This window comes from Mangrovibacterium diazotrophicum (assembly GCF_003610535.1).
Classification (GTDB): domain Bacteria; phylum Bacteroidota; class Bacteroidia; order Bacteroidales; family Prolixibacteraceae; genus Mangrovibacterium; species Mangrovibacterium diazotrophicum.
Map to the genome: position 1 here is coordinate 122,129 of NZ_RAPN01000004.1, position 26,929 is coordinate 149,057.

At 38.7% G+C, this 26,929-nt stretch carries 31 protein-coding genes and 3 tRNA genes; 26 read left to right on the forward strand and 8 right to left on the reverse strand.

Annotation, left to right across the window (positions count from 1 at the left end):
• Positions 1–281: 281 nt before the first annotated feature.
• From BC643_RS20140 to BC643_RS20215, 16 genes are all read left to right on the forward strand, one after another.
• Complete coding sequence (locus tag BC643_RS20140) at positions 282–785, forward strand: SMI1/KNR4 family protein (protein ID WP_120275255.1); 504 nt, start codon at positions 282–284, stop codon at positions 783–785.
• Between the two features lie 164 nt (positions 786–949).
• Positions 950–1,597 carry a hypothetical protein gene (locus tag BC643_RS20145; protein ID WP_120275090.1) on the forward strand — a complete coding sequence of 216 codons (648 nt, stop codon included), beginning with the start codon at positions 950–952 and terminating at the stop codon, positions 1,595–1,597.
• Between the two features lie 164 nt (positions 1,598–1,761).
• A complete protein-coding gene (locus tag BC643_RS20150; protein WP_120275091.1) occupies positions 1,762–2,052 on the forward strand; it encodes a hypothetical protein in 291 nt (96 codons plus the stop codon).
• Complete coding sequence (locus tag BC643_RS20155; RefSeq protein ID WP_120275092.1) at positions 2,049–2,462, forward strand: hypothetical protein; 414 nt, start codon at positions 2,049–2,051, stop codon at positions 2,460–2,462. The genes BC643_RS20150 and BC643_RS20155 overlap by 4 nt, the downstream gene beginning before the upstream one ends.
• A gap of 183 nt (positions 2,463–2,645) precedes the next feature.
• Complete coding sequence (locus BC643_RS20160) at positions 2,646–3,185, forward strand: hypothetical protein (protein WP_147377289.1); 540 nt, start codon at positions 2,646–2,648, stop codon at positions 3,183–3,185.
• 219 nt (positions 3,186–3,404) lie between these two features.
• Positions 3,405–4,019, forward strand: a complete 615-nt coding sequence (locus tag BC643_RS20165; RefSeq protein WP_120275094.1) for a hypothetical protein — start codon at positions 3,405–3,407, stop codon at positions 4,017–4,019.
• A 412-nt stretch (positions 4,020–4,431) separates the two neighbouring features.
• Positions 4,432–4,535, forward strand: a tRNA-Ser gene (locus BC643_RS23440).
• A gap of 21 nt (positions 4,536–4,556) precedes the next feature.
• A complete protein-coding gene (locus BC643_RS20170) occupies positions 4,557–5,060 on the forward strand; it encodes an ankyrin repeat domain-containing protein (RefSeq protein WP_120275095.1) in 504 nt (167 codons plus the stop codon).
• A gap of 150 nt (positions 5,061–5,210) precedes the next feature.
• A complete protein-coding gene (locus BC643_RS20175) occupies positions 5,211–5,909 on the forward strand; it encodes a hypothetical protein (protein WP_120275096.1) in 699 nt (232 codons plus the stop codon).
• Positions 5,910–6,067: 158 nt separating this feature from the next.
• Complete coding sequence (locus BC643_RS20180) at positions 6,068–6,598, forward strand: hypothetical protein (protein ID WP_120275097.1); 531 nt, start codon at positions 6,068–6,070, stop codon at positions 6,596–6,598.
• A gap of 198 nt (positions 6,599–6,796) precedes the next feature.
• Positions 6,797–7,264, forward strand: coding sequence for a hypothetical protein (locus BC643_RS20185; protein ID WP_120275098.1), 468 nt, complete (start codon positions 6,797–6,799; stop codon positions 7,262–7,264).
• Between the two features lie 225 nt (positions 7,265–7,489).
• On the forward strand, positions 7,490–8,068 hold the full coding sequence (locus tag BC643_RS20190) for a Crp/Fnr family transcriptional regulator (protein WP_120275099.1): 579 nt from the start codon (positions 7,490–7,492) through the stop codon (positions 8,066–8,068).
• A 66-nt stretch (positions 8,069–8,134) separates the two neighbouring features.
• A complete protein-coding gene (locus BC643_RS23690) occupies positions 8,135–8,731 on the forward strand; it encodes a sugar O-acetyltransferase (RefSeq protein WP_120275100.1) in 597 nt (198 codons plus the stop codon).
• Positions 8,731–9,441: a 2'-5' RNA ligase family protein gene (locus BC643_RS20200; RefSeq protein ID WP_120275101.1), complete on the forward strand. Its 711-nt coding sequence runs from the start codon at positions 8,731–8,733 to the stop codon at positions 9,439–9,441. The genes BC643_RS23690 and BC643_RS20200 overlap by 1 nt, the downstream gene beginning before the upstream one ends.
• A 117-nt stretch (positions 9,442–9,558) precedes the next feature.
• Positions 9,559–9,969 (forward strand): hypothetical protein, encoded by a 411-nt coding sequence (locus tag BC643_RS20205; RefSeq protein ID WP_120275102.1) that lies wholly within the window; start codon positions 9,559–9,561, stop codon positions 9,967–9,969.
• Between the two features lie 479 nt (positions 9,970–10,448).
• Positions 10,449–10,952, forward strand: a complete 504-nt coding sequence (locus tag BC643_RS20215) for a nucleotidyl transferase AbiEii/AbiGii toxin family protein (RefSeq protein WP_245995034.1) — start codon at positions 10,449–10,451, stop codon at positions 10,950–10,952.
• A 140-nt stretch (positions 10,953–11,092) separates the two neighbouring features.
• Here BC643_RS20215 and BC643_RS20220 read toward each other — a convergent pair whose 3' ends face one another.
• The gene (locus tag BC643_RS20220; protein ID WP_120275105.1) at positions 11,093–11,509 is read right to left on the reverse strand and encodes a helix-turn-helix domain-containing protein; all 417 of its coding nucleotides are present in this window, start codon (positions 11,507–11,509) and stop codon (positions 11,093–11,095) included.
• Between the two features lie 268 nt (positions 11,510–11,777).
• On the opposite strand from BC643_RS20220, the gene BC643_RS20225 reads away from it, so the two are divergent.
• From BC643_RS20225 to BC643_RS20265, 8 genes are all read left to right on the forward strand, one after another.
• Positions 11,778–13,370, forward strand: coding sequence for a hypothetical protein (locus BC643_RS20225; protein ID WP_120275106.1), 1,593 nt, complete (start codon positions 11,778–11,780; stop codon positions 13,368–13,370).
• A 406-nt stretch (positions 13,371–13,776) separates the two neighbouring features.
• Positions 13,777–14,031 carry a hypothetical protein gene (locus BC643_RS20230; protein WP_147377290.1) on the forward strand — a complete coding sequence of 85 codons (255 nt, stop codon included), beginning with the start codon at positions 13,777–13,779 and terminating at the stop codon, positions 14,029–14,031.
• Positions 14,032–14,035: 4 nt separating this feature from the next.
• A complete protein-coding gene (locus tag BC643_RS20235; protein ID WP_120275108.1) occupies positions 14,036–14,818 on the forward strand; it encodes a hypothetical protein in 783 nt (260 codons plus the stop codon).
• 575 nt (positions 14,819–15,393) lie between these two features.
• Positions 15,394–15,573, forward strand: a complete 180-nt coding sequence (locus tag BC643_RS23330) for a hypothetical protein (RefSeq protein WP_147377291.1) — start codon at positions 15,394–15,396, stop codon at positions 15,571–15,573.
• Positions 15,574–16,546: 973 nt separating this feature from the next.
• The gene (locus BC643_RS20250; RefSeq protein ID WP_120275111.1) at positions 16,547–16,900 is read left to right on the forward strand and encodes a plasmid mobilization protein; all 354 of its coding nucleotides are present in this window, start codon (positions 16,547–16,549) and stop codon (positions 16,898–16,900) included.
• Positions 16,890–17,798 carry a relaxase/mobilization nuclease domain-containing protein gene (locus BC643_RS20255; protein ID WP_120275112.1) on the forward strand — a complete coding sequence of 303 codons (909 nt, stop codon included), beginning with the start codon at positions 16,890–16,892 and terminating at the stop codon, positions 17,796–17,798. Before BC643_RS20250 ends, BC643_RS20255 begins: the two co-directional genes overlap by 11 nt.
• Positions 17,799–17,855: 57 nt before the next feature.
• Complete coding sequence (locus BC643_RS20260) at positions 17,856–18,290, forward strand: hypothetical protein (protein ID WP_147377292.1); 435 nt, start codon at positions 17,856–17,858, stop codon at positions 18,288–18,290.
• 285 nt (positions 18,291–18,575) lie between these two features.
• Positions 18,576–19,034 carry a JAB domain-containing protein gene (locus tag BC643_RS20265; protein WP_120275114.1) on the forward strand — a complete coding sequence of 153 codons (459 nt, stop codon included), beginning with the start codon at positions 18,576–18,578 and terminating at the stop codon, positions 19,032–19,034.
• A 148-nt stretch (positions 19,035–19,182) separates the two neighbouring features.
• Here BC643_RS20265 and BC643_RS20270 read toward each other — a convergent pair whose 3' ends face one another.
• The 6 genes from BC643_RS20270 to BC643_RS20295 all read right to left on the reverse strand — a co-directional run bounded on the left by BC643_RS20270 (position 19,183) and on the right by BC643_RS20295 (position 24,725).
• Positions 19,183–20,412, reverse strand: a complete 1,230-nt coding sequence (locus tag BC643_RS20270) for a site-specific integrase (RefSeq protein WP_120275115.1) — start codon at positions 20,410–20,412, stop codon at positions 19,183–19,185.
• A 314-nt stretch (positions 20,413–20,726) separates the two neighbouring features.
• Positions 20,727–20,801: transfer RNA gene (locus tag BC643_RS20275), tRNA-Pro, on the reverse strand.
• Positions 20,802–20,815: 14 nt separating this feature from the next.
• Positions 20,816–20,902: transfer RNA gene (locus BC643_RS20280), tRNA-Ser, on the reverse strand.
• Between the two features lie 562 nt (positions 20,903–21,464).
• Complete coding sequence (lnt, locus tag BC643_RS20285) at positions 21,465–23,057, reverse strand: apolipoprotein N-acyltransferase (protein WP_120275116.1); 1,593 nt, start codon at positions 23,055–23,057, stop codon at positions 21,465–21,467.
• Positions 23,054–23,977, reverse strand: coding sequence for a bifunctional metallophosphatase/5'-nucleotidase (locus BC643_RS20290; RefSeq protein ID WP_120275117.1), 924 nt, complete (start codon positions 23,975–23,977; stop codon positions 23,054–23,056). The genes lnt and BC643_RS20290 overlap by 4 nt, the downstream gene beginning before the upstream one ends.
• Positions 23,970–24,725, reverse strand: coding sequence for a 5'-nucleotidase C-terminal domain-containing protein (locus BC643_RS20295; RefSeq protein WP_120275118.1), 756 nt, complete (start codon positions 24,723–24,725; stop codon positions 23,970–23,972). Before BC643_RS20295 ends, BC643_RS20290 begins: the two co-directional genes overlap by 8 nt.
• Before the next feature lie 113 nt (positions 24,726–24,838).
• On the opposite strand from BC643_RS20295, the gene BC643_RS20300 reads away from it, so the two are divergent.
• A complete protein-coding gene (locus BC643_RS20300; protein ID WP_120275119.1) occupies positions 24,839–25,912 on the forward strand; it encodes an N-acetylmuramoyl-L-alanine amidase family protein in 1,074 nt (357 codons plus the stop codon).
• Positions 25,909–26,316 (forward strand): thiol-disulfide oxidoreductase DCC family protein, encoded by a 408-nt coding sequence (locus tag BC643_RS20305; RefSeq protein WP_120275120.1) that lies wholly within the window; start codon positions 25,909–25,911, stop codon positions 26,314–26,316. Before BC643_RS20300 ends, BC643_RS20305 begins: the two co-directional genes overlap by 4 nt.
• A 12-nt stretch (positions 26,317–26,328) precedes the next feature.
• On the opposite strand, the gene BC643_RS20310 is transcribed toward BC643_RS20305, so the two are convergent.
• Entirely contained in the window at positions 26,329–26,877 is a 549-nt protein-coding gene (locus BC643_RS20310; protein WP_147377293.1) for a DUF4924 family protein, read from the reverse strand.
• Between the last annotated feature and the right edge of the window lie 52 nt (positions 26,878–26,929).

Genomic DNA, 26,929 nt, shown 5'->3' on the forward strand with positions numbered 1-26,929 from the left:
ATGACTCAATAGACCATAAAGTGAGATATATAGTATTCGATTATTCCCATAATGACACAACTTTGACAAAGAATCTATTTCAATTTCTATTGGTACAGTCTTGTCTTGATTTTATCAATACAAATCAGCCCTTTTTTCAAAGTTTTGAAAGAAATGGGTTTTATTACTTTTTAAAACCTTGTCATGGATGTCAACTTAATAAATTTAAGGAATGTCAAGACTTAGCCAATAAGCTTAATAGTTTCTGCAGTTTTAAACTCCAAAAAAACAGTTCGAAAGGTATGAAAATGACTTTAAATTCAATAGCTGAACAAATGCTAAGATTAGCAGAATTTGAATATTCAGAAAGCCAAATTAAATTAAAGTGGTTTGGTAATGAACCAGCTACACTGAATATAATTGAGGAGAATGAAAAAAGACTAGAAATAAAATTACCTGAAGATTACAAGGATTTCTTATTGATTGCAAATGGATTCCATGCCTTCAATACAGTTGAACCAACCTTTCACCCTGTTAACAAGATTGATTATCTAAAAAATATTGACCCAGAATTGATAAAAATCTGGAAGCAGACAGGGAATGTAGAAATCGGAGAAATATTAGAACAAAGTATTATTATTGCGGGAATTGGTGAAGAACAACTATTTTTAATAATTCCACCTGATTCAAAAAACACTAATTGGAGATACTGGAAATTTGCTTCATGGATTCCAGGAGAAGAACCATATAATGATTTAAACCAGTACTTTAATGAGGTTTTAGACTTTATGAAAAATGAAGATTGAAGTAATAACTACCCACAACAATGTATATACAAAATAGGCGAGATAGTAATAAATTCAACGGTTGTAGCCCGTTTCAACATCGTAACGGTTTGATAGGTTTGAAGCCCGCAATCGCCTACTTTGCATATACTCACCGTTATGGGCAACTTTAAATGAATTGAACTATGATTGTTTCTTCTGACAAAGAATACATTGAATCGAAACTTATTAGACAGGGAAAATCGAGTATAAAGAAGGAATTTATTCAATTTGCGAATTGGATGGTTCTAACATATTCTATAAGTCCCCTCAATGTGACATACGAAATAATTGAAGTCACAAAGCGACCTCGAGTCATGATAATTTTGGAACGTGAAAAGGAAAAGAATGCGTTCTATCGGGATATGTACTTCCTCGACAGCGAGAAAGAGAAAACAATAGTTAACTGGTTAAAAACTAATTTAGGGTCTAAACTGGATTTGGACAACCTGTTCATTGTAATTAAAGATTTTGAGAGTATTGCAAAAGACGAAGCCAACAATCTGATTCCAGAATACAGGATTGAGGAATTGATAAAAAACCTTGACATCAATGACTTATGGAAGATATTTAGACTTTGGTATGATACAACATTCTTTTTCTACACAGACAAACAAATAGAAGAATATTCGAAAAAAGGAATTGAGAAATATTTAGCTGACTGCTATTTTGATTTACTTAAAGAGTATGATGAATTTGATTATATCAAAAGAGAAGATTTTAAAATCAAACTTGACAGTAAAGAAAATTTTGACAATAACTATCAAAGTAACTGGTTTTATTACACAAGATGAAAAAGCAGCCCATAACAATTTGCAAATTGCATTGCGGTTGCAGTGGTGTTCGTTGTCTCTGCTCCTTTCTTGACCGTCTTCGTCCTGCGGACGCTGACGCTCTTCGAAATCCGCAACGACAACTTGCAAGTGACCGTTGTGCGTCATGCTAAAAAGAACTGCAAATGATTGAGCCTTATTTTGATATTGAATGGATAATTGAAATGATAAAGGAACAAGAACCTGACAGAGTTGACCTGATTGACCAATTGAAAAAGTCTGAAAGAAAAAAATGGATAAGGCAACCATATATCAGTTTTGTGTCAGGAGAGCGACCAAATCAACCCGGTTCTGAATGGCAAATTGAGGAAAACATAGTCCTCGAACATGAAAAGGAAGGAACTATTGTACTTGATATACTTAAAGACGGAAGAATTGGAGGAATTGAATTTATAAATCAAATTCCTAACTCATGAACCATAATAAACCCAATTACATGGATTTAGGTTTTGCAGATAAAATGGGACCTAAACTGAAAAATGAAGTGGAAAAACAGCTTCTTAATGACTTAAAATTTTACGGGGTGGACAAACCTGACTTAAAATTCGATTGGTCAGAAAGCTGTATTGAAGGGCATGACACAAATGTTCTTGATGGGAAAGTAGAGAATTTTTCTGGTATCTCCGTCTTTGACAACATGGAAAATTTAGTGGCAGAAGGTTGGATGGAATTTATACATAACGAAAACCTTTTTCTTGTTTACTGGGAATTTGTAACTACTTGGAGCGGAGACAAAAAGTTGAATGAAAAGAAAGAAATTGGACTTCCAAATCATATATGGGTGAAATTACCAAACGATTTAAAAATAAAGTATAAAACTAAATGACTAAAAATAAAAGCACGAACGCACAACAAATTGTATATGGCAGGCGGGGGTTTTAGCGGTCTGACAAGTCAGACCTTTCGCCCACTTTCCTGCGGGTCTGACAGGATTTCTCTTCGAAATCCCGTCCGACCACATACAAGTGACCGTTATGCATAATAATGAAAGGACACCCAGGAATAAATAATGGCTGAATTTAAATCATACATTTTTGAGAAGGTTGAGCCTCCAAAGAAGTTTCCTTTAATATGGATAATCGTTGGACTATTAGGGATTATGCTTTTGAATTATGCTTCGGGATTTAACAATTTCTGGATTTACATGATTTGTGCTGTAGGAGTAGGTGTCCTAAATTGGTACAATCGTTACGGAGACTTTAAATATGGAAGAAAGCAAGATTTGAATGGTTTCTTCACAGATGAAATTGTAATCGATGAATCTGGCGTAAAAATTTCAGACAGAAAATATTTTTTAGATGAGATAAAATCTATTCAAATTGTCTATGACAACATCTATGGTTCAAAAGACTGGAATTTCTCAGAAGGGAATTTTAAGAAAAATGGCGAGACGAACAGAATTACCATTCGCCTTTTTGATGACACATTGATAAGCAATTATTTCAAGCTGGTATCAATTGAACATGCCAAGCAATTACTTAATTTGACCAAGACCCTGCAACAGAAAGTAATGATAAAAAATGATTGGAAAATAAATTACAATGCATAACAATTTGTAATATGGCAGGCGGGTGTCATCTCGGTTTGACTTGTCAAACCAGTGTTGCTACTTCCTGCAGGTCTGACATGATTTCTTCCAGAAATCCCGCCCGACCACATACAAGTGACCGTTGTGCTTCATGCAAGAAAGACAGTGCAAACCAATAAACAACTCGGATTTGATATGTAAATTGGTCGAATTTGACCACTTTAGAACAGAATAATTGAAATGCCAGAATTGAGTAACATACAGACTTTTGAAAAACTATCAGGTGAAAATTACAATCCAACACTTGATAAGTTTGCTAATGTTTTAAAGCGAATTGACTTATGGAATAATGAAGTGAAATCTGCATTCGATTCTTTTGAATGGAAAGTAGAAGATAATGGATTTGTGTATTCATCATTAACGGAAACTGGATTTTATAAAACAAAATATTCGGACATTCCAGTTCGACCTCTTTTTATGGTTTATACAAAAGGACTGGACAAGACATTCAGAGACAACTGGATTGTTGCTGACTTATTAATTGAGGCTGAGAGATTACGAGATTTTAGGACTGGAGAATTTAATGCTGAAACATACGGACTTGTAAAATCCCTGACGAAAGAATTAGCGACCGAATTTTGCCAAACAGGGACATATTTCACTGACGAAGCGCAAGACGGTGAAGACTTTGACGGAATTAGAATACCTGACCCAACAAAGCTATGGCAATTTGATTATGCAATTATTCCAAAAGGACTGATTGATTTATATAAAACCAAACCTGATTCTCATGAAATCATAGAAACAAATGATTATTTTGAATCATGGTTTATTAAACGATGGAAAGACAAATAATAAAGCACGAAAGCACAACAATATGTATAAGTAATAGCGGTTTCTGTTGGTATTCGGGCGTTTGTAGCTTTAATCATCCCCGCCAAATCTGCCGAATTGACTATTTAGCTAAGGTGCAGCTTTGGCTACTTTGTAACTTGATACGAAACCGCTTTGAAGTCCGCTACTACTCATACATTTAACGTTGGCGGTAATGCAAAAAATGCCTCGGCAATATGATAGTTCTTTGATAAAATAATCTCGATAAGAGATAAAGGAGCCTAAATTTAAAGATTACTATGACAATTAGTTTTGCTATGTCCATAGTCGGAGTTATTTCTTTCTCTGCAAATACAATATTGCTAATTGATTTAATTTTGATGACTATGAAAGATTCTTTTAATTTAATAGTAGTTGGAGCATTTGCCCTCATGTGGAGATAGGATTAACTCCGATGAATGGCATGGAGACTATTGATTACAGGTAATCTTATTTAGGATTAGGGCAAGAGGGGTTCGATTCCCCTCCTCCACACCAGAAAAAAAATAAAAATTAAATATGGCAAGAGCAGGTAGACCATTAAAAGTAGATTCAGAATTGAGTAATATTGATAGTTATATTGCTCAGAATGATAAAAAAGTGCTTCAGATGTTGATTAATAAATATGGAATCAATGCTTTTGACGAATACAGACGAACAATTCTGATAAATTCTGTTGCCAAAGGGAATTTTGAGATTGCGAAGTTTGCTATAGATAATGGAGCTGATATTGATTTTCAAGACAAATCAGGTTATTCATCTCTTCATTTTTGCGCCTTAAATAAAAATTCAGATTTAACTGATTTATTGATTGTAAAAGGAGCGAATGTAAATATTCGAGATGAACATGGTAATTCACCGATTTGGACTGCGATTTTCAATGCAAAAGGTGATTTTAGTATAGTTCATAAGCTTTATAAAGCAGGCGCTGACATTGAGACAAAAAATAAGCATGGAAAGTCTCCACGTGATTTTGGAGAAACTGTTTATCAGGAGAAATTTGATGAATTATTAAAAGGATAAAAATGCACATACCGCCAACAACGGGTCATAAAACATACCGGTTTCAGTGGGTTTTCAAGCGTTTCCTCCCGCATCGTGGTTTATCACGGGGGATACATTCGCAGCTCCGCAATCCGGTACGTTTCATACCCGCGAACGTTACACACAATTATGAAAGACAAAATTGGACATATAATAATTGGGCTTGTTCTCTTATTGACAATTTCATGTAATCAGAATATTAAAAAAAATGGACAAAGTATTACTTACGAAACAGATTTTAATTCAATAAAAATTGACTCAATAACTTACAGTGAGCAAAATATTAAAATCTACTTTACTGACAGTTCAACATACTTTAACCACATCATTGCTGGACAGGTTGGGCAATATGTTATATATAAATATAAATTGATCGAAAATAAGAACTCCGAAAAGATTTCTCTAATATTTTCAACCCCATTAAGAGATGAAAAAGAAGCTGGTATTTCATTATCAATGAATGATTTTAAAGTCGCGCAGACAAAATTTGAAAATCCCGTTTTTGCCGACTTTGTAAAAGAATTATTCAAGCTAAATAAGAAATATCAAGAATTATACAACAAAGAGAAATCGAGTTTATTAGATAGAATCAACTCTTTTTTTGGTCGTGCTGTCCATGAAAAATATAAAGACAAAATTGGTGATTACGACTATTTCTTTGGTTATGACAGTTATGATGTTTTTATCCAATATTTTAAAGACTGCAAAAGCCAAAACAAATCGGAAGCAACAGAATTTGTGGATATGCTTTCAAATGACACTTTGTATATAAAATCGGAGAGTCAACCAGAATTAGAGAGACTAATCCAAAAATATAGCAAGAAATAACTGTGTGTAACAACGTACATATTGCAGGGCGGGGTTTGGAGGTGCGCCAACTGCGGATTCTCGCATCGCAGTTCCGTGTCCTTCGGACAGGAACGCTCTCCGAAATCCGCCCCGACAACATGTACCAACCGTTAGCGGTAATTTAAAAACAGAACAACATGACCAATTTTAGAATCTTACTTTTATGCTTAGTTGTATTGCAATCCTGTGGTTCACTCGAATCCAAGCAAATAAAAACGGCGAAAAAAGTTCACTATCTTCTTGACGAGGGGAAATCTGAAAATTTAAATAGATTATTAGTAAATGGAAACAGTGCAGGGAGAGATACAGAAAGAATCACGTTTGAATCTAAAATTTATCAGAAAATTATAGATAAATATGGAACGCCCGACTTCTCTCATTGTAATTATATCGTTGACAAAAATGACTTTATCTACCCGTATAAGGTTGATTTTCCAATTTTTATCGGGCAAGATACGGTTGTGAATTACAAGGTTGAGAATAGCGTTTGCTTGAGAGTTTTATTTGGTCCCGAACAAATTAATAATCCTTCAAAAATTGCCGATTACGAAATAGTTATCGATGATGAGGCTTATCCATTTTCTCCCCAAAAGAGAATTCAAGACTCAACTGCTATAGAAGAGTTCCGAGATTCATATTTAAAAAGTCTGGAGAACTACCTTAAATAAAATGAAAAACTACCGCTAACACAGTACATATTGCAGCGCGGGGTTTGGTGGTACGCCAACTGCGGATTCTCGCATCGCAGTTCCGTGTCCTCCGGACAGGAACGCTCTCCGAAATCCGCCCCGACAACATGTACCAACCGTTGGGCACCATTTTGACCAAGAAAATGACAATTGATAAATACATAATAGATTCGAAAAATGACAAATAAGTACAAACAACTTATTTACTTAATAATCTCTTCGGCATTTGGTGCATGGGGGTGCCAGACAGATTCGAATAGAATAAATAAAGAAAACTATAATTTTTCCATCTTATATGAATTTTCAAGTGCTGATTCATTGAGAGAAGATGTGTATAGAGATAAATATTCTATTGATACGTTATACTTATTTATTGAAGAAAACTTTAACAATGACGTGTTAGAGATTTACACTAATGGTAAACCAAACAAACAACTTTCTGTAAAAACAGATTTATCAACTGGACTAGCAGATGTTGTAAAAATTGGGAATGTTGTACATATAAATAATTTAGGTATAGCTATTAATGACAGTCCAGTTGTTAGTTTCGAATTAATTAATAAAAAAATGAATTTGATTGGCCTAGAAAAAAGAGGAAAAGAAATAGAAATATGTTTTTACAAGAAAGTACCTGTTTTTTACTGACAGTTCTACATTTAATTGAATTGATATTTGAATAGAATTTAAAAAAAAACAGTGCCCAACAAATTGCAAATTGCATTGCGGGTGCAGTAGTGTGCTTTGTCTCTGCACCTTTCTTGACCGTCATGTCCTGGCGGACACTGACGCTCTTCGAAATCCGCAACGACAACTTGCAAGTGGCCGTTAGGCTGCATTTGAACGAACCAGAATCATTCGATATTTTTGTGTATGGATTTGAGTAAAATAAAAAATATCATTCAAGGAATTAAAAAATATTATCCTGTATCTGATGAATCAATTCAAAGATTATCAAATTCACTAAGAGAAAATCATTTGCCAAAACATCACTTATTAACTAAAGCAGAGACAAAAGACAATTCAGTTTATTTTATAGAACAAGGATGTGCAAGAACTTATTTTCTAGTTGATGGAAAGGAAGTAACAAATTGGCTTAGTAAGGAAGGTGATATTACATTTTCATCAAGTTCTTTATATCACAGAAAAGCAGGATTGGATTTAGTAGAACTTTTAGAAGATTCAATAATATTTTCTATGCCAATTGATTCTCTAAACGAATTATATAAAACAGACATTGATATTGCCAACTGGTCTCGCACGATTCATCAAGAGGTATTATTAAAAATGCAGAACTTAAGAATTGACCGTTTGACATTAACATCAAAACAACGATATGAAAAGTTTGTAAGCGAAAATCCTGATTTAATAAATCGTATTAATCTTGGTTATATTGCTTCGTATTTGGGTATGACTCAGCAACATCTTAGTGCAATTCGGGCTGAAGGTTAATTTTTAAGATAGATGAAAAAAATGTTGGATTAACCATTCTATTTTTGCATTAAAAGAATTTGAATTATGAAGACTGAATTACAAAAATGTTTAGATGGCGAAATATTCAATACATCTGATGAAGAAATTCAAAAAATAATACATAACGCTAGAAAATTAGCTAAAGACTACAATTCTACAATAAGTACTGATTCAGGGAAACGTCGCAAGATATTAACTGAACTATTTGGGAATATTGGAAACAATGTAAATATTGATACTCCTTTCTATTGTGATTATGGTCGACATATTTCAGTTGGAAATAATGTTATTATAAATATCAACTGTACGTTTGTTGATTGCAATAAAATAGAAATAGGCAATAATGTTTTAATTGCTTCAAATGTTCAGATTTATACAGCAACGCATTCAACCGATGTAAATGAAAGACTTGTTGACAATTGGGATTCAGATTCCAGATTACCTTATTTTAGAACATTTGCACTACCCATAAAAATTGAAAATAATGTATGGATTGGTGGCGGTGTAATAATATTACCTGGAGTTACAATAGGTGAAAATTCTGTTATTGGAGCAGGAAGTGTTGTTACAAAATCAATTCCAGCGAACTCTGTAGCTGTTGGTAATCCTTGTAAAGTAATTCGCAAAATAGATAATAACTAATGGATTTAAAGCAACATTACAATAATCTATATCAAGAATCCATAACAAAATATAAAAATGACAATTATGACCTTGATAAACTAATTGACTCACCTGCTGATAATAGATTTGGAATAACGTTACTGATTAGGCCTCCTCAAAAAATAAAGAATGAAATAGATAATTTTTTATCGAATCTTAAAAAGATAGAACCAAATCAATATTATCATCCCAAATCAGACATACACATTACTGTAATGTCTATAATTTCATGTTATCAGGGATTTGAGTTATCGCAAATTGAAACAAATAATTATGTTGAAATGATTCATCAATGTTTATCAGGTATTCCTTCTTTTTCAATACAATTTAAAGGACTGACAGCATCACCATCTTGTGTAATGGTGCAAGGCTTTTTAATAGATAATACATTAAAACAAATTCGGGATAATTTGAGAACCAATTTCAAAAGCTCAGACTTGCAACATTCTATAGACAAACGCTACGCTATTCAGACTGCTCATTCTACAATATTTCGACTACGGAACAATTTAATTGCAAAGGATAAATTTATTGATTTAATTGAGCAATATAAAAACTATGAATTTGGTACATTTACAGTTGATTCATTGGATTTGGTTTTTAATGATTGGTATCAAAGAGTAGATAAAGTACAAAAGTTATATGAATTTAAATTAAAAACGCAGCCTAACAATGTATATACAAAATAGGCGAGATTGTAGTAAATTCAAGGGTTGTAGTCCGCTTCAAAGTTGTAACGGTTTGATACGATTGAAGCCCGCAATCGCCTACTTTGCATATACTTCCCGTTACCAACCATTTGACGAATGAACATTGAAAAGGACATACAAGCCATAATCGACTATTCTCATCGATTTGCAGAACACATGCTGAATGATGAAAAAGAATTTTATCCATTTGGCGCTAAAATCGGAAATGATGGGAAATTAGTTGCTGTTGGCTACAATAACACTGAAACTGATTTTCCTGAAAGCCAGACAGTGATTGAAGCACTAAAAGAGGAATTTGAGAAAGATTTCGTGAATGGAAAGTTAAGAGCATACGGATTGACTTATGACGTGCGTGTTCAAATAGATGAACAGGGAGATAAATCTGATTCGATTTGCATTGATATAACTCATCAGGAATCAAATGATATTCCACGATATTATTTCACGTATTCTTGGAATGACAATGATGACCTGATATTTGGAGAAAGTTTTGGAATAAAAAAATAAAAACGGTTGGTAACAAGGAACTGAGCTAAAAAGCAAGTCTAGACACATAATTCTCCTATTAAAAAAAGTCTGTTTTTGAGGCGGATTTGTGTTTCGGAAGCCGGGTTTCGGTTTTATCTTCGCTGTTGGGCAAAGCTCCGCTAGACCCCGCCAGTCCGGACTTATTCACTAGATTTATCAGATGGTTTAAGATGGTTGCATTCAGTGGAGGTCGTGTGAACCAACTTTTTTCGGGATAAATGGGTTAATAAATCGGTTAATTCTGTTAGTTTAGCAGGGTAGAATAAATGGACTTAACATGAAGATTCTATACCGTACCAAGGAAGAAGCAAACGAGGAACAGGAAAAAGCTTTTCTGGCTTTATCTCCGGAAGAAAGGTTTTTGTCCTTCCTAAGCCTTAGTCGGAAGATCTTAAAATTGCCGGTTAACAGAACAAATAAGAAACAATCCCATTCTTCAGACTTCGTAATTCATTTGTATGATGCAAAATAACTGGGATGAAAAAATTTCAACCTTTATCCAGTTGGCAAGTAAGCATAAGGTTCAAATGATAATGGTTGGCGGTGGAGCGGTCAATTTTCATGGTTATCAAAGGCACTCCGCAGACGTTGATTTTTGGATAAGTACGAAGGATGAAAATCTCAAGAATCTGCTTTTGGTTTTCAAGGAAATGGGCTACGAGATTGACGATTTTCCGAAAGAGGTAAAAGAAAAAAGACAGAACATATCCGTCCAGTTTTCACCAACTGATTTAGACTTGGAGCTTATCACTAATTTTTCAATAAACAAGTCTTTCGAGCAAGCTTTTAAAGATAGTGTTGTTGCCTGTATAGAGGGCACGGAGGTCCAAAAGTGGAATGTATTGTCTTATGAGGATCTTATTACAAGTAAGATTAAAGCAGGGCGGCCGAAAGATTTTTTAGATATTCAACAGTTGAATAGTATTCGAAATAGATCGGAGCATAAAGGATTCCGGCGATGATTAAGGTTTTATTAGGCCTATCAACAAAGCTAAACGCGTATTTGATACCTGCTGCGTTTTTTGAACAGGATTGCTTCGGGGCATTTGTCGTATTGGAGGTCCGGAAGCTTTAAGAAAGCTTTTAAATGAAGGGAAAATGACTATTTATCTTTCAGCAGCTTTTCTAATCGTTCCATCATCTCATCTTTTTCTTTCAGCATCCGCTCATAAAGAGCAATCTTTTCTTCGTGAAGCTTGATGATTTGCTCAACTGGATTGACAGTTGGATAGTAGCTAAATAAAGAATTTCCTGTAGCGTTGTCATGATTGTTCACGATGTTGGAAATGATATTTATAGCCTTTTCTTCGTCAAAATTCTGAAAGGCTTCTACCGGGATTTTCAAAGTACTGGAGATCTGTTGCAAAAGGGGCAGTTCAATGGTCTCTTTCTGTTCCAAGAGCGAGATCTTCTTTTGATTCCATCCTTCGCCAAGTTCGTAAGCAAGCGCATCTTGTTTTATTCCCAGCATCTCACGAAACCTTTTCACATTGCGACCTTCATGTACTTTACTTTCCATATTACCTTGATATTTTCAACTATCTCAAAGATAAAACAATTTTGGTTAACTAAAAGATGGAGGTGGCTAATAGGATCGGTAAAATATACCTAACATCTGAATGACTTGATTCGCTCCTGATTCTAGGATTCTAAGCAATTCTTGGGTGAATTCAGATTCATAATCTGCGTAGGTTCTGTCGTTGGATGAGATATTTTATCCTCATGCAGAATTGATTATGCTCATGTACTATCTGAAATTAGTGTTGTACCCTTAAAATGATCGACACATGAGAACAATATTAAATTTGGATATCCCGAAACTGGAGAACAAAGCTATCAGTGAAAAACTGCAGCAGTTAACCCGTGAGTTTCAGATTGCTTATATCTTCTATCATCAGGAGAGCGAGCTAACACCTGAACATCTTATCATTGTAACATCAGAACTTAAGGACGTTCAAACAATAAGATCCCGAAAATGGATTCGAAACAGTCGGGAGAATAGTAATTGTCTATTTCATGTTATTTTCAGAGGGAAGATGGAATTCGAATACAAAATGGGTAATCCTTTTATTGCTTCCTGTTGCCATAGATCCGGCGTTATTTACCGGTCTCAACTGATCGAAGAATGTCCAAATGCGGATTGGTCATCCTATAAAAAGAAATTCAAGCGAAACCAGGAGAGCTATTATCACGATCGCGATACGTTGCTTGCAGAGGCTAATGGCTTTGGTCGGCACGATTCATTAACCGGAGTATTTCTAACTTACCTTTCTATCTTTCTACATGCTGTTCGTCACCTGGAGATGCTTTACATAGGATGCAATTTTGAAAAAGTGAATCTACACGAACGGATAAAACAACTAACCGGGTACATACCGGAAATTGAAGGACTATTTGTCAAAAAAAATGGGAGAGAGTACTACCTGGTTTCAGAGCTGGAGCGAGCAAAAGAAACAGGCGAAAATGGTGACGAAACACGGCTTAATGAGAATCTTCAGGAGAGTATTATTGAGACAGAGCTAAAAATGAATGAGTTGGTAGCAGTTCGATTTGCGGCACTTAAAAAGAAGATCAAAGCCTTTGGGAAAGTGAAGACCGACAACAAAGAAAGTTGCGCTTCGCCAATCGAGCAAGAGCTATCAGAGATTGTAGTAACAATTAGAAAGACAAAGGAGGTTGAAGAGATCTATTTTTTTGACCGGCTAGATAGTTATCGACGGACAACTTACTTCATACTGCTAATTGGGGAAGGGCTTGGCACGGAAAACCTGGGGCGGTTACAACAAACTGCGACCGCAAAGCTGGGGGATAAGTTTGACCTGGTTTTGATCGGTCATAGTCGTATTTGGATTCAAACAAACCTGTTTGCCTATCAATCCTTCTTCCGGGAAATAATGCGACCGGAGAACCTTCTGTTTTCATCACACTCCAACCTTCTTCATTGGGAACATAGACATACGCCTGAATACCCGGACCTGGAATATTACTACAGCTCTGCAGCTAAGATGACGTCCCAGTATTTTACGCTTCGAAAGAACTCAGCACAGGACAATATGGAAGGGCTGGAAGACCTGTTTGGCAAATCGATGCTTAGAATCTTTCGAACCTTTGTTTTTGCAAGACTCAGCTATCTGCCCAATTACTTATCAGCCGGAAGTCTGTGGAAGCTATGTCTGTATGCTGAACCGAGACTCGAGAAAATGGAGTTTCTTTTTGAAAAACTCGGCGGAGATAGGTTCTTTCAAATTTTAGCGCACATCAACCGGTTTCATCATGATATCTCCCGAATGACAGAAGAGAAATTGGAGTTGATGGACGAGATTCTAATGATTCTTAATCTCGAGTTAAAATCTGTTTGTCAAAGGAAAGCGATAGGATAGGGCATACTCAGATTAAGTTGTTCTATCTTTGGGTGTTCGAGCTTACTTTGTCGGTATCGAAAATGATTCTGGTAGGGGATATCGGTAAATTAAAAAAATTCAATTCACCTTTATCTGTTGTGATGAGGGCAGCGACAATAACGGTGATAACGCTGCTGGTATTTAGGTGGATAGGACCTCTTGAGTATTACAAGGCCAGAGGATTGAATTAATGGGTGAATCTCCTGGATGTGGATTGATTAATGTTCGTGGTCTAATACAAACCTTTCTAAGCTTTTAGTTGAAAGGGGGCGGGATTTTGAGGAATTAAATAGACCTTTGACGTCGGTTTGTTAATGATCATCCTACTTTTGATGTGTGCCGCAATAAAATAGCCGTTTTTTTTTTTTTCGAGACAGGTGACGGAATGCCTGTAAATACGACACTTAGTACTGAAGTTGATGGTAACGGAGATGTGTCAACTAAAGGGGAGGTAAGTGTTGGAGTCGACAACGAGAATGTGAGCGCAAAGGCTTATATTTCAGTTTCTTCTTCCACTGAAAGTAGCGGAGAGAAAACAAACGAAGCAGCAATTGGATTGGCTGTGGAAATCCCAATTGCAAAAGACGGAAAGACTACTTATTCTGTTGGTACAGTGAAAGAAGCAGTAATTAATTTTTAATAATATGAAATTAAAATATTTTGCCATTCTGATTTTAGTTGTTGTTGGTTGTAAAAATCAAATTATTACATTAAATAATATAGTGATAAATAATGGACAGGTTGTTGTAATCAATGACTCAACGAATATTGAGTTAGATAAAATTTTCAACGGTGAATTTATCTATAAAATTGATGGAAATTTATGTAAGAAAGGATATTATTCACATCGAAAGGCAGTTGGAAAATGGAGATATAATGTATCACCCAATAGAGAAATAGAAATTAACTGGAACAAAGATGTTTTTAGTTCATCTAATTTGAATATTGTTTATCCTGAAGCTTGGAATCCAGTCGAGGTCAAAGACAGTAATAGGATAGTGACTTTTGATTTACAACCACGCGTTGAGAAGGAAGCATTAACTGAAGATTACTTTACGGTAATGAAGCATAGTTTAACTAAAGAAAATGCTCTTGCAAACTATAATGGTAGATATAAAAGTACCGTTGTTGAAAACTGGATTGTTTTAGGAGTAGACTCATTTTTGATAAAGATAGACGAAAAGAAGTATTTATTCAATCGATTTGTTTTAGATGTTAACGGCTACTCACTCTACGTGTACAATTTGAACACTACTATATCAAATGATATTATTGATGTTACTATGGTCGTAAAAAATGAGGATGCATCTTGGAATCAACTTTTGTTTTTTGAAACAATGAGGAATATCGACATAGATCAAATTGAATTGTTACCCAAGGAAGGTATTATCGAGATAATTCCTCTTGGTGATAGTCAACGGTATTAAAGAAAAATCCAACTAGTGATAGTCTTTTTGCATAACCAGAGTTGGGGTTTGCACACAAGGAGTATGTTGAATCTTATCAACCCGATTTTCAATCAAATAAAAAAAAACGTTGAAAATAGTAGTCGGGCGAAGTGTGCGACTATGATACGTTGGTGGAAAATAGAAGAGAGGGTATTAATCTATGCTGGCTCCTCCACTGTAGGAACTGGAAGATGGGTGATATGGGAACGGATGGGCTCCCTATAGCTGCTGAACTTTCCGGTTTCCGTAAAACTCCTTTTTAAAGGTTTCGTTGGGATTTCCACTGCTCACGCTGATCTTTGATCAGTGCGCAATTCGATAGACTTGAAATGCAACCGTAAATTTAAAACCAAATAGAAAGCAAGCCCGGCCCATAGGTCGGGCTTATTGTTTTATTGTTTAAAAGCTTGCTTGGCTTGGAAGGCCTGTTTAGCAAGTCCGTGCTTAGAATTCTCTGGACTTTTGTTTACACAAGACTAAGCTATCTGCCCAATTACCTTCCTGCCCTAAGTTTTTGGAAGCTTTGTGTCTACGCTGAACCAAAACTAGAGAAGATGGAATTCCTTTTTGAAAAGTTAGGAGGAGAAAAGTTCTTTCAACTGGTCGCGCACAACAACCGGTTCCATCATGATATTTCCCGATTGACAGAAGAGAAATTGGCGATATTGGACGAGATTCTGGAGACACTTCAGCTCGAGTTGAGCGCTGTTTGCCAGAGAAAAGTAAAATATTAAGACAGACGAGCTTGTATCTGAACTACTGGCGGTACCGGAAGTGATACTGCTGCTGATACTGGTACTTCCTGGAATAGCGGAAATGATACTTCAAGAAATACAGCAACAGATACAGCAAACAATACCGGTACTTCCGGCTGTCTCGAAAATGATACGGCAGGAAATACTGCTGGTGATACCGGTATCATAAGTGGTCGCAGAACTGATACCGCAGGTGATACCGGAGACGGAAAAATTCACCTTGCCTGTATCAATAGTGATATTGGAAGTGATACAGCAAGTGATACACTCTTTATAAACAGAATAAACAGATATAAACAAGAAGAAAAAGAAAATCTGAAAAGAAAAAGAAGGATTTGAAAGAAGCCTTCGGGTAGGGGCGTTTCTTCTGAAAGTCCGATTGATTTTCCTCGGGGCTAATTGGGAGACATTGGAGACGGAGTTTTTTTGAGATTCTCCTGCGGCCCTATGCCTTCCCTTTCAGTCCGGCATAAAGCCTCGGCGACAAAGGCGGGATGTTTGGTTTCGCTATCGCTGCACCAACACCCCACCTGTTTTTTTTTCGAACCACGGAGATGGTTGTTTCCGTCAAAGACCAAAAAGAAAAGTCAATTTAGCCGCCTGGGAATTTGAAAAATCAAGGTCGGGGGCGAGTGTTCAGCCGTTTGTTTTTGTCAGTTGTATTTGATGCGATTTAATTTGATCTGAGCAGAACAACCTTGCTTTTTCAACCAGGCAGCATTTTTTTTGCCTTTCTTTTTCTTTTTTTGACTGTTTTTTCTTCTTCTTTTGAAAAATGGATGTCATTTCAATTGATTCATATTGAGTTGTTTTGACTCTTTTGTTTTTGTTCTTTTCGACCTAGCTTTACAAGAGAGAATACCAATCAGAGCGAAGGGGCTTAGCAAGTTTATGGTTTGGTCATACCAAAACCGGAAAGTCCATCCCGCTGGTCTAAAACGAGAACAAAGCCATGAGTGAAACAACAAGAACAGGACGCCCCCACAAGCAAAAATCGGAAAAGAGAACTTACCGGATTAACGTCAAGCTGAATACAGGTGAGTACTACCAGTTGAAAGGAAAAGCACGCAGCGCCGGGATGAACCTGAGTGAATTTGTTCGCCAGGCAGTTGGGACGGTTGAAGTCAAAGAGCGAGTTAGTCCCGATCTGAATATCCAAATCCGGAAACTAACCGGGATGGCCAATAACCTGAACCAGATTGCCAAAAAAGCAAATGCAGGAGGTTACCATGGCGCCAGGGGAGAATACCTGCAACTGGCCGAAGGAATTGATAAGCTTCTAAGCCAGATCACTCATGATTGCTAAGATTGTCAAAGGGCAAGATTTCAGCGGGGTGGTCAACTACGTGCTGAATCCTGAAAAGCAGGCAGAGCTTCTGCAAATTGAAGGACTACGAACCAAGGACCATCAGAGCATCATCGAGAGCTTTCGGATCCAGGCCGGGATGAACAGTCGAATCAAGAGTCCGGTAGGGCATATCTCCCTTGATTTCTCCCCGAAAGATAAACCCACTTTGACCAGCGAAAGAATGCAAGAGATCGCGGACGCTTATAGGAAAGCCATGGAGATTGAAAACACGCAGTACCTTTTGGTCAGACATTACGACAAAGAACATCCCCATGTTCACCTTGTGTTTAACCGGGTTGATGATGAAGGAAAGACAATTTCGGATAAGAATGATCGCTACCGGAGTGAGAAGATTTGCAAGGAATTGACTCATCAGTTTGGTCTTTATTTCGCAAAGGGAAAAGAACAGGTCAACTCGCACCGGTTAAAGGAGCCGGATAAAACGAAGTACAGGATTTATGAAGCGTTGAAGATAAGTCTGCCGGGATGCAAAAACTGGGATGAGCTAATCGATAAGCTTAAAGATGTTCAAATCACTGTTGAATTCAAATTCAGGGGAAAGACATCAGAAGTCCAGGGAGTGACTTTTGCGATGAACGGATACAGCTTCAGCGGATCAAAGGTGGATCGCCAATTCAGCTTTTCAATGATTACAGCTCAAATGGAAAGCAACCGAAAAATTGAGCTGCAAAACCAAAGAGGTCAAGTGCAACATGGAGGGAACCAGACAGATGTGCCCGGTAACTATTTAACAAGTTTAATTCGAGCCATAGACAAGCAGAATGAGTGTGAGAGAAGAAAGGAGCGTCAAATCGTTCCTAAGAAAGCCAAGCGCAGAAAAGGACCGACAATGTAAAACGAGAAACTTGAAAGCAGAAGAGACGAAATGACAACGAATGCGACAATAAATGAAATGTTTGAGGAGCTGAAAGAGAAGCTCCAAAAAATAGATGAAAAGATAAGCCATCCGGGAGCGAACGGCTTTACTGAAGATGATGAAAAAGTAAACCAGCTCAGACAAAGTCGACAGGTCCTTGAACGTATTTTGCAGCGAATAAGCGAGCACCTGAAGATGATAAAGGAAGATAAAAGCGCTTCCGGCTCAACGTTAAAGCAGATGGAGATAAGGTTGGAGCAGAAGTTGGACAACTTCATAAAAGCAGAACAGCAACAATCGAAATTGAAGATCAGGCGTAGATCGGTTATTCATTTGCTGCTTTTTCTCCTGTTCTTTATGATAGTCTCAATTGCGATTAATTTTTACCAGGCAGAACGAATCAGTAGGCTAAGAGAGAATATCCGGATGCACGGGATCACTCAGACAAATCAGGGAGCCAAACCGGGATGAACACAGAAAACGAAACAGCTTTTTTATGACGGTGTGTTAGAATAGCCAACTCTGTTTTCAGGAGCGTTGATGAAAGTGTCAATTACTATTTGAAGTAGAGGCACCCATTCCACTCAAATCCACCGAAAGTTATTGATCGCTCCCCGGAACAGGCAAGGGTATATGAACTCCGCTAGCGCGTTTCCCTTGCCTTTATCCGTGCCAGCTCAATGGTACTAAACTCAGATTTGAGTTTAACCGGCGAGCCAGTAGCCAACACAAAACCCAAGGGCATGGGTAAATAGAATGAATAGAAATACGATTTTTACAAGTAAGATCGCAGAAATTAAAATCAGTTATTCTCACCGCGTCGATCCAAAACAGCAGTTGCAAATTACTTCGTCAGGAGATGTTTATTCTGCAGTTGTTGATGGATGGCCTGATCTAGATTACCGGGAAAGTTTTGCAGTGCTGTATCTCTCGCGAGCCAATCGTCTTCTGGGTTTAAATTGGATTTCCCAGGGCGGTTGTGCAGGGACTGTTGTTGATGTAAAGATTGTTCTCCAGGGAGCTTTAAAAGCAAATGCAAGTGCTATCATTTGTGTCCATAATCATCCTTCCGCAAACTTAAAATCAAGCCAGGAAGACCGGAAGATAACTTCCAAACTCAAAGAAGCCTGTAAAGTGATTGATATCTTATTTCTCGATCACTTGATTATTTCATCCTTTGAATATTATAGCATGGCAGACAATGGAGAGATATAAGAAAAGCCCAAATCGGGCTTTTTTTGTTCGTTTAGCGGCGGAAAGTATTTCTCTGTCTTAGGGGGCTGTCAATTTGTATTCCGGATGATTTTTATTTCGAACTGTCTTGGAAGACCTGTCAAATAGATAACGAAAATGTGTCAGCTTGTTATTTGTTCTCCATAAGTCTTTGTCCTAACAGTCCCATATCTTCCGAGATCTTATGGTCTAAAATCTTCGCATAGATTTGCGTTGTTTTTAAAGAAGTATGTCCCATTACTTTCGAGACCGTTTCAATAGGTACACCATTATTCAGGGTAACAGTCGTGGCAAAGGTGTGACGAGCAATATGGAAAGTTAGGTTCTTGTTGATATTGCATAGATCTGCAATCTCCTTAAGATAGCTGTTCACTTTTTGGTTGGAGATTAAGGGAAACACTTTACCCCGGGTTAGGGCTTTGGGATGGTCCTGGTACTTTCGGATGATTTCCAGTGCCTTCGGCAGCAGTGGTATTTTTAGAGAGGTGTCTGTTTTCTGCCGTTTTGATATAATCCATTTATTCCCGTCCATACCTACCTGTATTTCGTGTGGACATAGATTGCTGGCGTCTGTATAGGATAAGCCAGTGTAGCAACCGAATATAAACATGTCCTGTACCTGACGCAGGCGCTCAATTTTGAACGTTTTGTTTTCAATCGCTTGTAATTCCTTTTCTGAGAGGAAGCCTCGTTCTGATCGTTTGAATTTTAGTTTATAGTTCTCAAACGGGTTTTGCTTTAGCCATCCCAGCTTGATGCCCCAGGAGGTCATTTTGCGGAATCGCTCCATGTGTTTCATCACCCCGTTGTTGTCCAGCGGTCGTTGGTGATCCATTGGTTGGAAATCCCGAAGGAAGAACTCAAAATCGGTGACAAATTTGAAGTTTAACTTGATCAGGTCTACATCGCTTTTACGGAATTGCTTTTTGACAAAGCGTTCCAGGTAGCGTTTTGTCGTGAAATAGTTTTTCAGAGTGCCGGGGGCCAGTGTTGTGGCTTGGGTCGTGTTATGGTACTCGACCAGTTCCAATAATGAATGTGAATCGATTGATTCTCCAAGGAAGAGAGATTTGATTTTATCCGGGGTTATGTCCTCTTTATTAATTTGGAGTTCCCGATAAGCATCTGTGATCTGGGAACGAATAAGTTCCAGGTAGCTGTTGAACTTTCTGGCTTCTGCTCCATTGCCTTTTAAAACACCTTTTGAAAGGTTCCAATCGTTGACGAGGGCAGTCTTTTTCAACGATATTTCAATTCTTTTCGTGTTAACGGTGATTCTTGCGTAGACCAGCCCGCTTTCTTTGTCGTTCTTTAAAGTTCTTAAAATGAATCGAATGCCGAATGTGTGAGTTGTTTTCATAGTCAAATAATTTTTAAAATGATTTGAATTGTTTTTGGAGCAACTCATTGTGTAAATAGTCAAAAAGACTCACCGGAATAAGTCAAAACGGAGCAAATTATACGGAAATAATTACAAAAATAGAGCTTTGTAATTCATTGTATATTCGGTGATTAGGTGCTTCTGGTGAGTTCAAAGGTAAACTAAATTTGAACTCACCGTTTAACTCACCAGAAACTTGATATTATTTGATATAAACTGACTATGCTAAAAACAAAAAAGCCTGTAAATCATATGACTTACAGGCTTTTAGTTTTCTTTAGTTTACTAATCTGTCGGGATACCAGGATTCGAACCTGGGACCCCCTGCTCCCAAAGCAGGTGCGCTAGCCGGACTGCGCTACATCCCGATTTTATTTTAACGCGGAGAGAGGGGGATTCGAACCCCCGGTACGGTTACCCGTACGGCAGTTTAGCAAACTGCTGGTTTCAGCCACTCACCCATCTCTCCGTTGAAGCAGCTAATCTCTCGCTATCTTTTCTCAATATGTTTGGCTACTGTCTCTGTAGCTCCTCTGAACGTGCGTGCAAATATAGAACTACTTTTTACTTCTGCAAAACAATTAATGCAAAAAAATAGCTCTTTTTTTGAATGTTTTTGGTGATGTGCTGAGTTTCAGAATGAAAGGTGTAAAAAGAATTTTCAAGGCATTTCTACGCCAAAAAATGGGGAAGGTTTTGCGCTGAAAGCCGCGGCCTGTCAGATGTTGTTCTAAATCAATTACATATTATTCCGATGTTGTAAAAACAGCGATTTTGCTTGGAGTAAATGGCTTTTGCTTCTATCTTTGAATTCAGAAAACGTTCTAAACAAAGATATTTCCGCATTAATTCACAATTGGCAAATTCAACAGTTTACATTAAACCGAGAAAGCTTTTGGAATGTAAAGACAGGCCTTGTAGTCCCGATAAATATCGGGGTGAGTAGTTTACTACCGGTGGAAGTCTGAGCGTTTCGGCACTCAAATCCTGTTATTCAGGGATTTTGCGCAATCGAATTGGTGCGGATTTTTTTATTTCCGTTTTCGAATTCGCGACTGGGCCAGGTAAAAAAGAAGCAGAAGGCTGGCTGTAAAAGCCGAAATACGCCCCAAGTAATCACCATACTGCACATAGAAAGTTAATTTTTGATTGGACTGGATCTGTCCACGGATCCCGGTTTCCCGACACCAGGCTGTTTTCTCCGTTATATCTCCACGTTGATTAATAAGTGCTGATAAACCCGTATTTGCTGATCGGGCAACGCTTCTTCGTGTTTCTATGGCGCGGATTCGGGCCACATCCAAATGCTGGCGATAACCCGATGATCGCTGCAGCCAGCCATCGTTTGTAATAATAAGAAGGAAATCGGCTCCTTTTCGGATAAATTCAGTTAGATACTGGCCAAACATCGACTCGAAGCAAATGACCGGAGCAACGGTGTAATCCGAGTGAAAAACGGAAGGCTCGGATTGTGAGCCCAAACTTCCGGCAGTTCCGCCAAGATCGAGGCTGTGGTTTTTCATGAAATTCAGGTAATGCTGAAAAGGCATCTTTTCAACTCCTGCAACCAAGATGCTTTTGTGGTAGACCTGAACGCCGAAACTATCAATTTGAAGCGCAGAGTTATAAAGCATGTACCATTGGTTTTGTAGCTCATCGTAACGAGCGGCATCGGGTAGGGGAGCACCAGCTTCACAATTTTTTCGGGTCATGGCGCCCAGGATAAACTTGAGGTTTTGTTGATGCCTTGCTCTTGCCATGAACGGTTTGATAAAGGGATTGTCCTTCCAGCTACTATCTTCAGAAATTTCAGGTAGGCAGGTTTCGGGGCCTACTACAAATTCTGTTTGTGGCGTAACCAGTGAGTCGCTTAAATGTAACAGACGATCGAGCTGCTGTTCGGGCGAAAGTCCGGAAAACTTCTCCGTAAACGGATCAACATTGGGCTGAAGCAAGACGAACTCCACCTTCTTACCTCCTTCGTTGTAATTATTATATAGGTTTAGTGACCAGAAAACAGGGATGAACACGACCAGCAGCCACATTGTTAGCCTGCCAATGACAGCGATTCCATTTCGGGATTTCAGTTTCTTCCAAATTGAAAAGACCAAAAGATTGGATATTAGGATCCACAAGGTTCCGCCTAGCATTCCGCTATACTCGTACCATTGTATTATCTTGTTTTGGCTGGCCAAACCGTTTCCCAGGCACAGCCACGGCCATTCAATTTCCCAGCGATGATGAAAATATTCGAAACTAAGCCAGCCCGAGATCAAAATGAGGTAGCCCAGTGTTTTCCCGAACTTCTGTTTCATTCGGTGAAAGATCCACCAAACGAAGGCCATGCACATGGCATTCATGATTGAGAGAAACAGGAAGCCCCAGACTGTAATTTTTACAACCCACCAAATGGTAAACAGGTGCCAGAGCCAAAAGCCGAGAAACGAGTAGTTAAATATGAGGTAAGGATTGTCCGGTACTTTTGCCGACAATTCGTCTTCGAGCAGCAGAACGGGGAACAAAGCAACCAACAGAATCCAGGCCGGAAGCCAGCCCAGCCAGGGCAGACTTAGCAGGAATGCGGCAGAGAAAGCATAAAGACTATACTTTAAGCCTTGTTTCATACGTGATTGTATGTTGATTGACTAAGAGCGAGTGGTGATCCGCTTCCTGATTTATCGAATATCAAATCGATTCGCCCTAACACTAATCCGCGGTATCCAACCTGATTGATTCGTACCTGGTTGCCAAGCGCATTCTTCAGTTCGATTGGTTTTTCGAGGAAGGTGTGTGTGTGCCCTCCTAAAATCAGGTCGGTGTAGCTGGTTTTGGGTGCAAGTGTCATATCCGATATTTTGTCGTTTTTGTATTGCAGTCCCAGGTGAGAGAGACAGACAACAAGGTCGCATTGCTTCTCCAGTTTCAGGTAGGATTCCATTTCAAGCGCTGTCTCCACCGGATCGTTGTATACGGTTCCTTCGTAGTTCTTTTTATTGACAATGCCCTTCAATTCAATACCCAAACCGTACACCCCGATTTTGATCCCGCTTTTCCGAAAAACAACGAAGCGGTTGAAACGGTCGTAGAGCTTGGTTTGCGAGAAGTCGTAATTGCTGTTTACAAAGGGGAATTTGGCGTAGTCGAGTGCCCGGTTCAACGCATCTAGCCCGTTGTCGAACTCATGATTTCCTAAAGTAGAGGCATCGTATCCCATTTCCGACATCACTTTCAGAATCAATTCGCCTTTGTAAAAGTTAAAATAAGGCGTTCCCTGGAAGCTGTCGCCGGAATCGAGTAGCAGCACATTTTCTTCCTGGCTTCTGATTTGGTTGATGAAACCTGAAAGACGCGCCAATCCACCGCGGCCTGCATAGTTGGGATCATCTGCCGAAACCGGATCGATTTGGCAGTGAACGTCGTTCGTATGCAGAATGGTCAGTTTCAGTAAGTCGTTTTTCGCCAAAGCCAATTCGGGCAAGTTGGTCAATGCCAATCCAGCAGAGGCAGCGGTTAGTCGTTTCAAAAATTTGCGTCTGTTACTCATACATAATCCTCCCGTCCAGTTTTGGTGAAATGGTTCTCCCTGCGTCGTATTCGTTTTGCATGTGTTCAATAAAACAATCCCGAAGTTTGATTCCGGTATTAATAATGGTCTCCCGGTTTTGAAACATGGTCATATCGTCTCCTCCGTTGGCTACGTAATCGATTGTTACCAGCCAGTAATTAATTCCTCTGTTCACCGGTTTATTGTTGATCTCGAAGGTTTCCACTTTTCCATCTTTAATGGTTAGTTTCATACCCGCCACGCAGTCTCCTTCGTTTTCAGCAATCTTATCGGCCATCTTCCAAAGATCTTCTCCTTTCAGTTTCAGAATAACAATTTCATTCTCAAACGGCATCATTTCAAAAATTTTACCAACAGTTATTTTGCCCTTCGGAAGGTTGATGCGAATGCTGCCGTAATTTAAGAAAGCGGCGTCCGGAATAGGGCGTCCGGGATACCTTGAAGCGAACATCTGTCCTTCGTGTAAGATTAAGTCCGACAGGTAGTTGGTAAGTAAACTTTCGGGTTTCTTCTTGATCAGCTCAACGCTACTTTCTGCGATCACTTCATGCATTTCGCGGTCAAGTTCAGCTGAATAGGGCTGTACGAAATTCACAATTGACGAGTCGATCGTTGAAATGTTTTGATAATTTGGAATATTATCAGCTTTGAAATCATGTACAATCAGTTTAGTTTTACAGGACAATAAGACTGATAAAGCGGCAATTAGGAGAACTATTTTACGCATCTGGTTTTATCGATTTCGAAAAAATTGAATAATTGTAAACTGAATCCGAAAAATCAGGGAATTTTTTAAACTTTCCAATTATTCCCGTGGTTTTTACTGAAACAAACGAATGCATGAAAGAGTTAAAGTTAGAGTTTTCTGTTAACCAACTAACCAAGATAGTTGCAATTATTTTATTCAATCTAGTTTCACTTCCCCACCTGCATGCGCAGGATTACCCGACAGTAAAAGCCCAAAAAGGCGACGGTATCTACACGATTCTGAGACGAAATGGCCTTTCGCCGGGCGAATACATGAATGAGTTTCTTGAATTGAACAAGGGCAAAATTGGAAAGGACAATTCTGTTTTTGTTGGGCAAACCTACAAGCTACCGATTGTAAAAGGAGAGGAGAGTGCTCCGGCTCCGACGTCAACTACCGAAGTGAAAGCTACATCGTCTTCAGGCGGCAAATCAATGCGTAACAGTTTATATGGTGATAAGTACGAAAATTTCAAATTGGTAGATTCCAGTTTGAAAGGTGCCATATTCTACTTGGTGAGCGGGCATGGCGGGCCCGACCCGGGCGCAATCGGGCATTTGGGAAACAGCCTATTGTGTGAAGACGAATATGCTTACGATGTCACGCTGCGTTTGTCGAAGGCGTTGGAAGAACGCGGCGCAAAAGTCTATATGATTATACAGGATAAAAAGGATGGTATTCGTGATGAAAGTATTTTGAAGCCGGATAAGGATGAAGTGTGTTATCCGGGAGATGCCATTCCGCGAAATCAAATGAGCCGGCTTCGTCAGCGTAAAGATGCGGTGAATAAATTGTATACAGCGAATAAAGGCCAATTTCAACGTTTGGTGGTCATCCACGTGGATTCGCGTAGTAAAGGAGAGAACATCGATGTGTTCTTCTACCACGACAAGAGAAGTAAGACCGGCAGTAAATTGGCCTGGAACCTGCAGCAGACCTTCAAAGAAAAATACGATTATCATCAACCCAACCGCGGCTACCACGGAACCGTTTCTGACCGGAACTTGTTTATGCTGAAATACTCCTATCCGGCAGCGGTTTTTATCGAGCTTGGTAATATTAACCACGGTCGCGATCAGCAGCGCTTCATGATGGAAAACAACCGTCAGGCTTTGGCTAACTGGCTTTGCGACGGCTTGGTCAAAGATTTTAATAACAACAAATGATTGAACTACCCGAAGGCAAGAGTCTGATTTTGTTTGACGGGTATTGTCATTTATGCAGCGGAGTCGTTCAGCGAATCCTTAAGTTCGACTCAAAACGAATTTTTGTGTTCGCTCCATTGGAAAGTGAAGTCGGAACGAAATGGAGAGCCCATTTTCAGATTCCGGATTCAGTCGATTCCATTATCCTCATCGAAAAATCAGAAGCTTTTATTTATGCCGACGCAGCGCTGAAAATTGCCGGAGAGCTTGGAGGAATCTGGCGCATTTTTCAAATTGGCTACATGTTGCCCAAAAGCTGGCGGGATGCAATTTATCGTTGGATTGCCCGCAATCGGATGCATTGGTTCGGGCGTCGCAGCGCTTGTTGGTTGCCCGATGATTCGCTGAAAGATCGCTTTTTGTAGTTCCCTCGAAACTTATTCGTACAGATCGAAATCACCTTCTTCGTTTTGTTTGAACCGTGCTGCCAGGTGGCCGGCCAGCTTGCTGATGTGTCCGGTTGCCTGTTCGGTTCCCTTTGTAATCGGCTTTTGCTGAAGTTTCAGCAACATCACACTGTAGAGCGCTTGAAGCATCACCTGCACATCATGCGCATTCACATCATTGCTTTTCAGCCTGAACTCGTCGAGCAGCGGCTTGGCAATTTGGTAGAGCGCTTTGTATTGGCGATCGTCCGGAGATTTTAGCAGCAAAAGGTGAAAATGATTTAAATCGTCGGTCACGTTCTTAATGGCCTGGATGTGTCCTTTTTCTTTGACCTGCTCCTTTTCCATCATCAACACCATATTTTTATAGTATTGGTAGATGTCGAGGCGGGTGTTTTCATCAACATTGAATTGAGACACCAGTACCGAGCCCACTTTCTCCATATCGAAGTTCAAGGCTCTAAACAAGTCCTCCAGCTGCCAGATATACAGGATGTATTCTGCGATATTTGTTTTTCTTTTTTCTTGAGCAATCAGCATATGATGAAAATCCAAAGTTTCAAAATCCAAATTCCAAAGTTGAGCTTCGTTT

What these genes read in the sequence shown, in the direction of transcription:
- BC643_RS20265 (WP_120275114.1), top strand. Translation starts at nt 18,576, where the DNA reads ATGAATAGAAATACGATTTTTACAAGTAAGATCGCAGAAATTAAAATC.
- BC643_RS23690 (WP_120275100.1), top strand. Translation starts at nt 8,135, where the DNA reads ATGAAGACTGAATTACAAAAATGTTTAGATGGCGAAATATTCAATACA.
- BC643_RS20300 (WP_120275119.1), top strand. Translation starts at nt 24,839, where the DNA reads ATGAAAGAGTTAAAGTTAGAGTTTTCTGTTAACCAACTAACCAAGATA.
- BC643_RS20155 (WP_120275092.1), top strand. Translation starts at nt 2,049, where the DNA reads ATGAACCATAATAAACCCAATTACATGGATTTAGGTTTTGCAGATAAA.
- BC643_RS20145 (WP_120275090.1), top strand. Translation starts at nt 950, where the DNA reads ATGATTGTTTCTTCTGACAAAGAATACATTGAATCGAAACTTATTAGA.
- BC643_RS20215 (WP_245995034.1), top strand. Translation starts at nt 10,449, where the DNA reads ATGATGCAAAATAACTGGGATGAAAAAATTTCAACCTTTATCCAGTTG.
- BC643_RS20235 (WP_120275108.1), top strand. Translation starts at nt 14,036, where the DNA reads ATGAAATTAAAATATTTTGCCATTCTGATTTTAGTTGTTGTTGGTTGT.
- BC643_RS20200 (WP_120275101.1), top strand. Translation starts at nt 8,731, where the DNA reads ATGGATTTAAAGCAACATTACAATAATCTATATCAAGAATCCATAACA.
- BC643_RS20170 (WP_120275095.1), top strand. Translation starts at nt 4,557, where the DNA reads ATGGCAAGAGCAGGTAGACCATTAAAAGTAGATTCAGAATTGAGTAAT.
- BC643_RS20230 (WP_147377290.1), top strand. Translation starts at nt 13,777, where the DNA reads ATGCCTGTAAATACGACACTTAGTACTGAAGTTGATGGTAACGGAGAT.
- BC643_RS20180 (WP_120275097.1), top strand. Translation starts at nt 6,068, where the DNA reads ATGACCAATTTTAGAATCTTACTTTTATGCTTAGTTGTATTGCAATCC.
- BC643_RS20250 (WP_120275111.1), top strand. Translation starts at nt 16,547, where the DNA reads ATGAGTGAAACAACAAGAACAGGACGCCCCCACAAGCAAAAATCGGAA.
- BC643_RS20310 (WP_147377293.1), bottom strand. Translation starts at nt 26,877, where the DNA reads ATGCTGATTGCTCAAGAAAAAAGAAAAACAAATATCGCAGAATACATC.
- BC643_RS20150 (WP_120275091.1), top strand. Translation starts at nt 1,762, where the DNA reads ATGATTGAGCCTTATTTTGATATTGAATGGATAATTGAAATGATAAAG.
- lnt (WP_120275116.1), bottom strand. Translation starts at nt 23,057, where the DNA reads ATGAAACAAGGCTTAAAGTATAGTCTTTATGCTTTCTCTGCCGCATTC.
- BC643_RS20165 (WP_120275094.1), top strand. Translation starts at nt 3,405, where the DNA reads ATGCCAGAATTGAGTAACATACAGACTTTTGAAAAACTATCAGGTGAA.
- BC643_RS20205 (WP_120275102.1), top strand. Translation starts at nt 9,559, where the DNA reads ATGAACATTGAAAAGGACATACAAGCCATAATCGACTATTCTCATCGA.
- BC643_RS20295 (WP_120275118.1), bottom strand. Translation starts at nt 24,725, where the DNA reads ATGCGTAAAATAGTTCTCCTAATTGCCGCTTTATCAGTCTTATTGTCC.
- BC643_RS20225 (WP_120275106.1), top strand. Translation starts at nt 11,778, where the DNA reads ATGAGAACAATATTAAATTTGGATATCCCGAAACTGGAGAACAAAGCT.
- BC643_RS20190 (WP_120275099.1), top strand. Translation starts at nt 7,490, where the DNA reads ATGGATTTGAGTAAAATAAAAAATATCATTCAAGGAATTAAAAAATAT.
- BC643_RS20270 (WP_120275115.1), bottom strand. Translation starts at nt 20,412, where the DNA reads ATGAAAACAACTCACACATTCGGCATTCGATTCATTTTAAGAACTTTA.
- BC643_RS20255 (WP_120275112.1), top strand. Translation starts at nt 16,890, where the DNA reads ATGATTGCTAAGATTGTCAAAGGGCAAGATTTCAGCGGGGTGGTCAAC.
- BC643_RS20260 (WP_147377292.1), top strand. Translation starts at nt 17,856, where the DNA reads ATGTTTGAGGAGCTGAAAGAGAAGCTCCAAAAAATAGATGAAAAGATA.
- BC643_RS20175 (WP_120275096.1), top strand. Translation starts at nt 5,211, where the DNA reads ATGAAAGACAAAATTGGACATATAATAATTGGGCTTGTTCTCTTATTG.
- BC643_RS20140 (WP_120275255.1), top strand. Translation starts at nt 282, where the DNA reads ATGAAAATGACTTTAAATTCAATAGCTGAACAAATGCTAAGATTAGCA.
- BC643_RS20220 (WP_120275105.1), bottom strand. Translation starts at nt 11,509, where the DNA reads ATGGAAAGTAAAGTACATGAAGGTCGCAATGTGAAAAGGTTTCGTGAG.
- BC643_RS23330 (WP_147377291.1), top strand. Translation starts at nt 15,394, where the DNA reads ATGGAATTCCTTTTTGAAAAGTTAGGAGGAGAAAAGTTCTTTCAACTG.
- BC643_RS20290 (WP_120275117.1), bottom strand. Translation starts at nt 23,977, where the DNA reads ATGAGTAACAGACGCAAATTTTTGAAACGACTAACCGCTGCCTCTGCT.
- BC643_RS20185 (WP_120275098.1), top strand. Translation starts at nt 6,797, where the DNA reads ATGACAAATAAGTACAAACAACTTATTTACTTAATAATCTCTTCGGCA.
- BC643_RS20305 (WP_120275120.1), top strand. Translation starts at nt 25,909, where the DNA reads ATGATTGAACTACCCGAAGGCAAGAGTCTGATTTTGTTTGACGGGTAT.
- BC643_RS20160 (WP_147377289.1), top strand. Translation starts at nt 2,646, where the DNA reads ATGGCTGAATTTAAATCATACATTTTTGAGAAGGTTGAGCCTCCAAAG.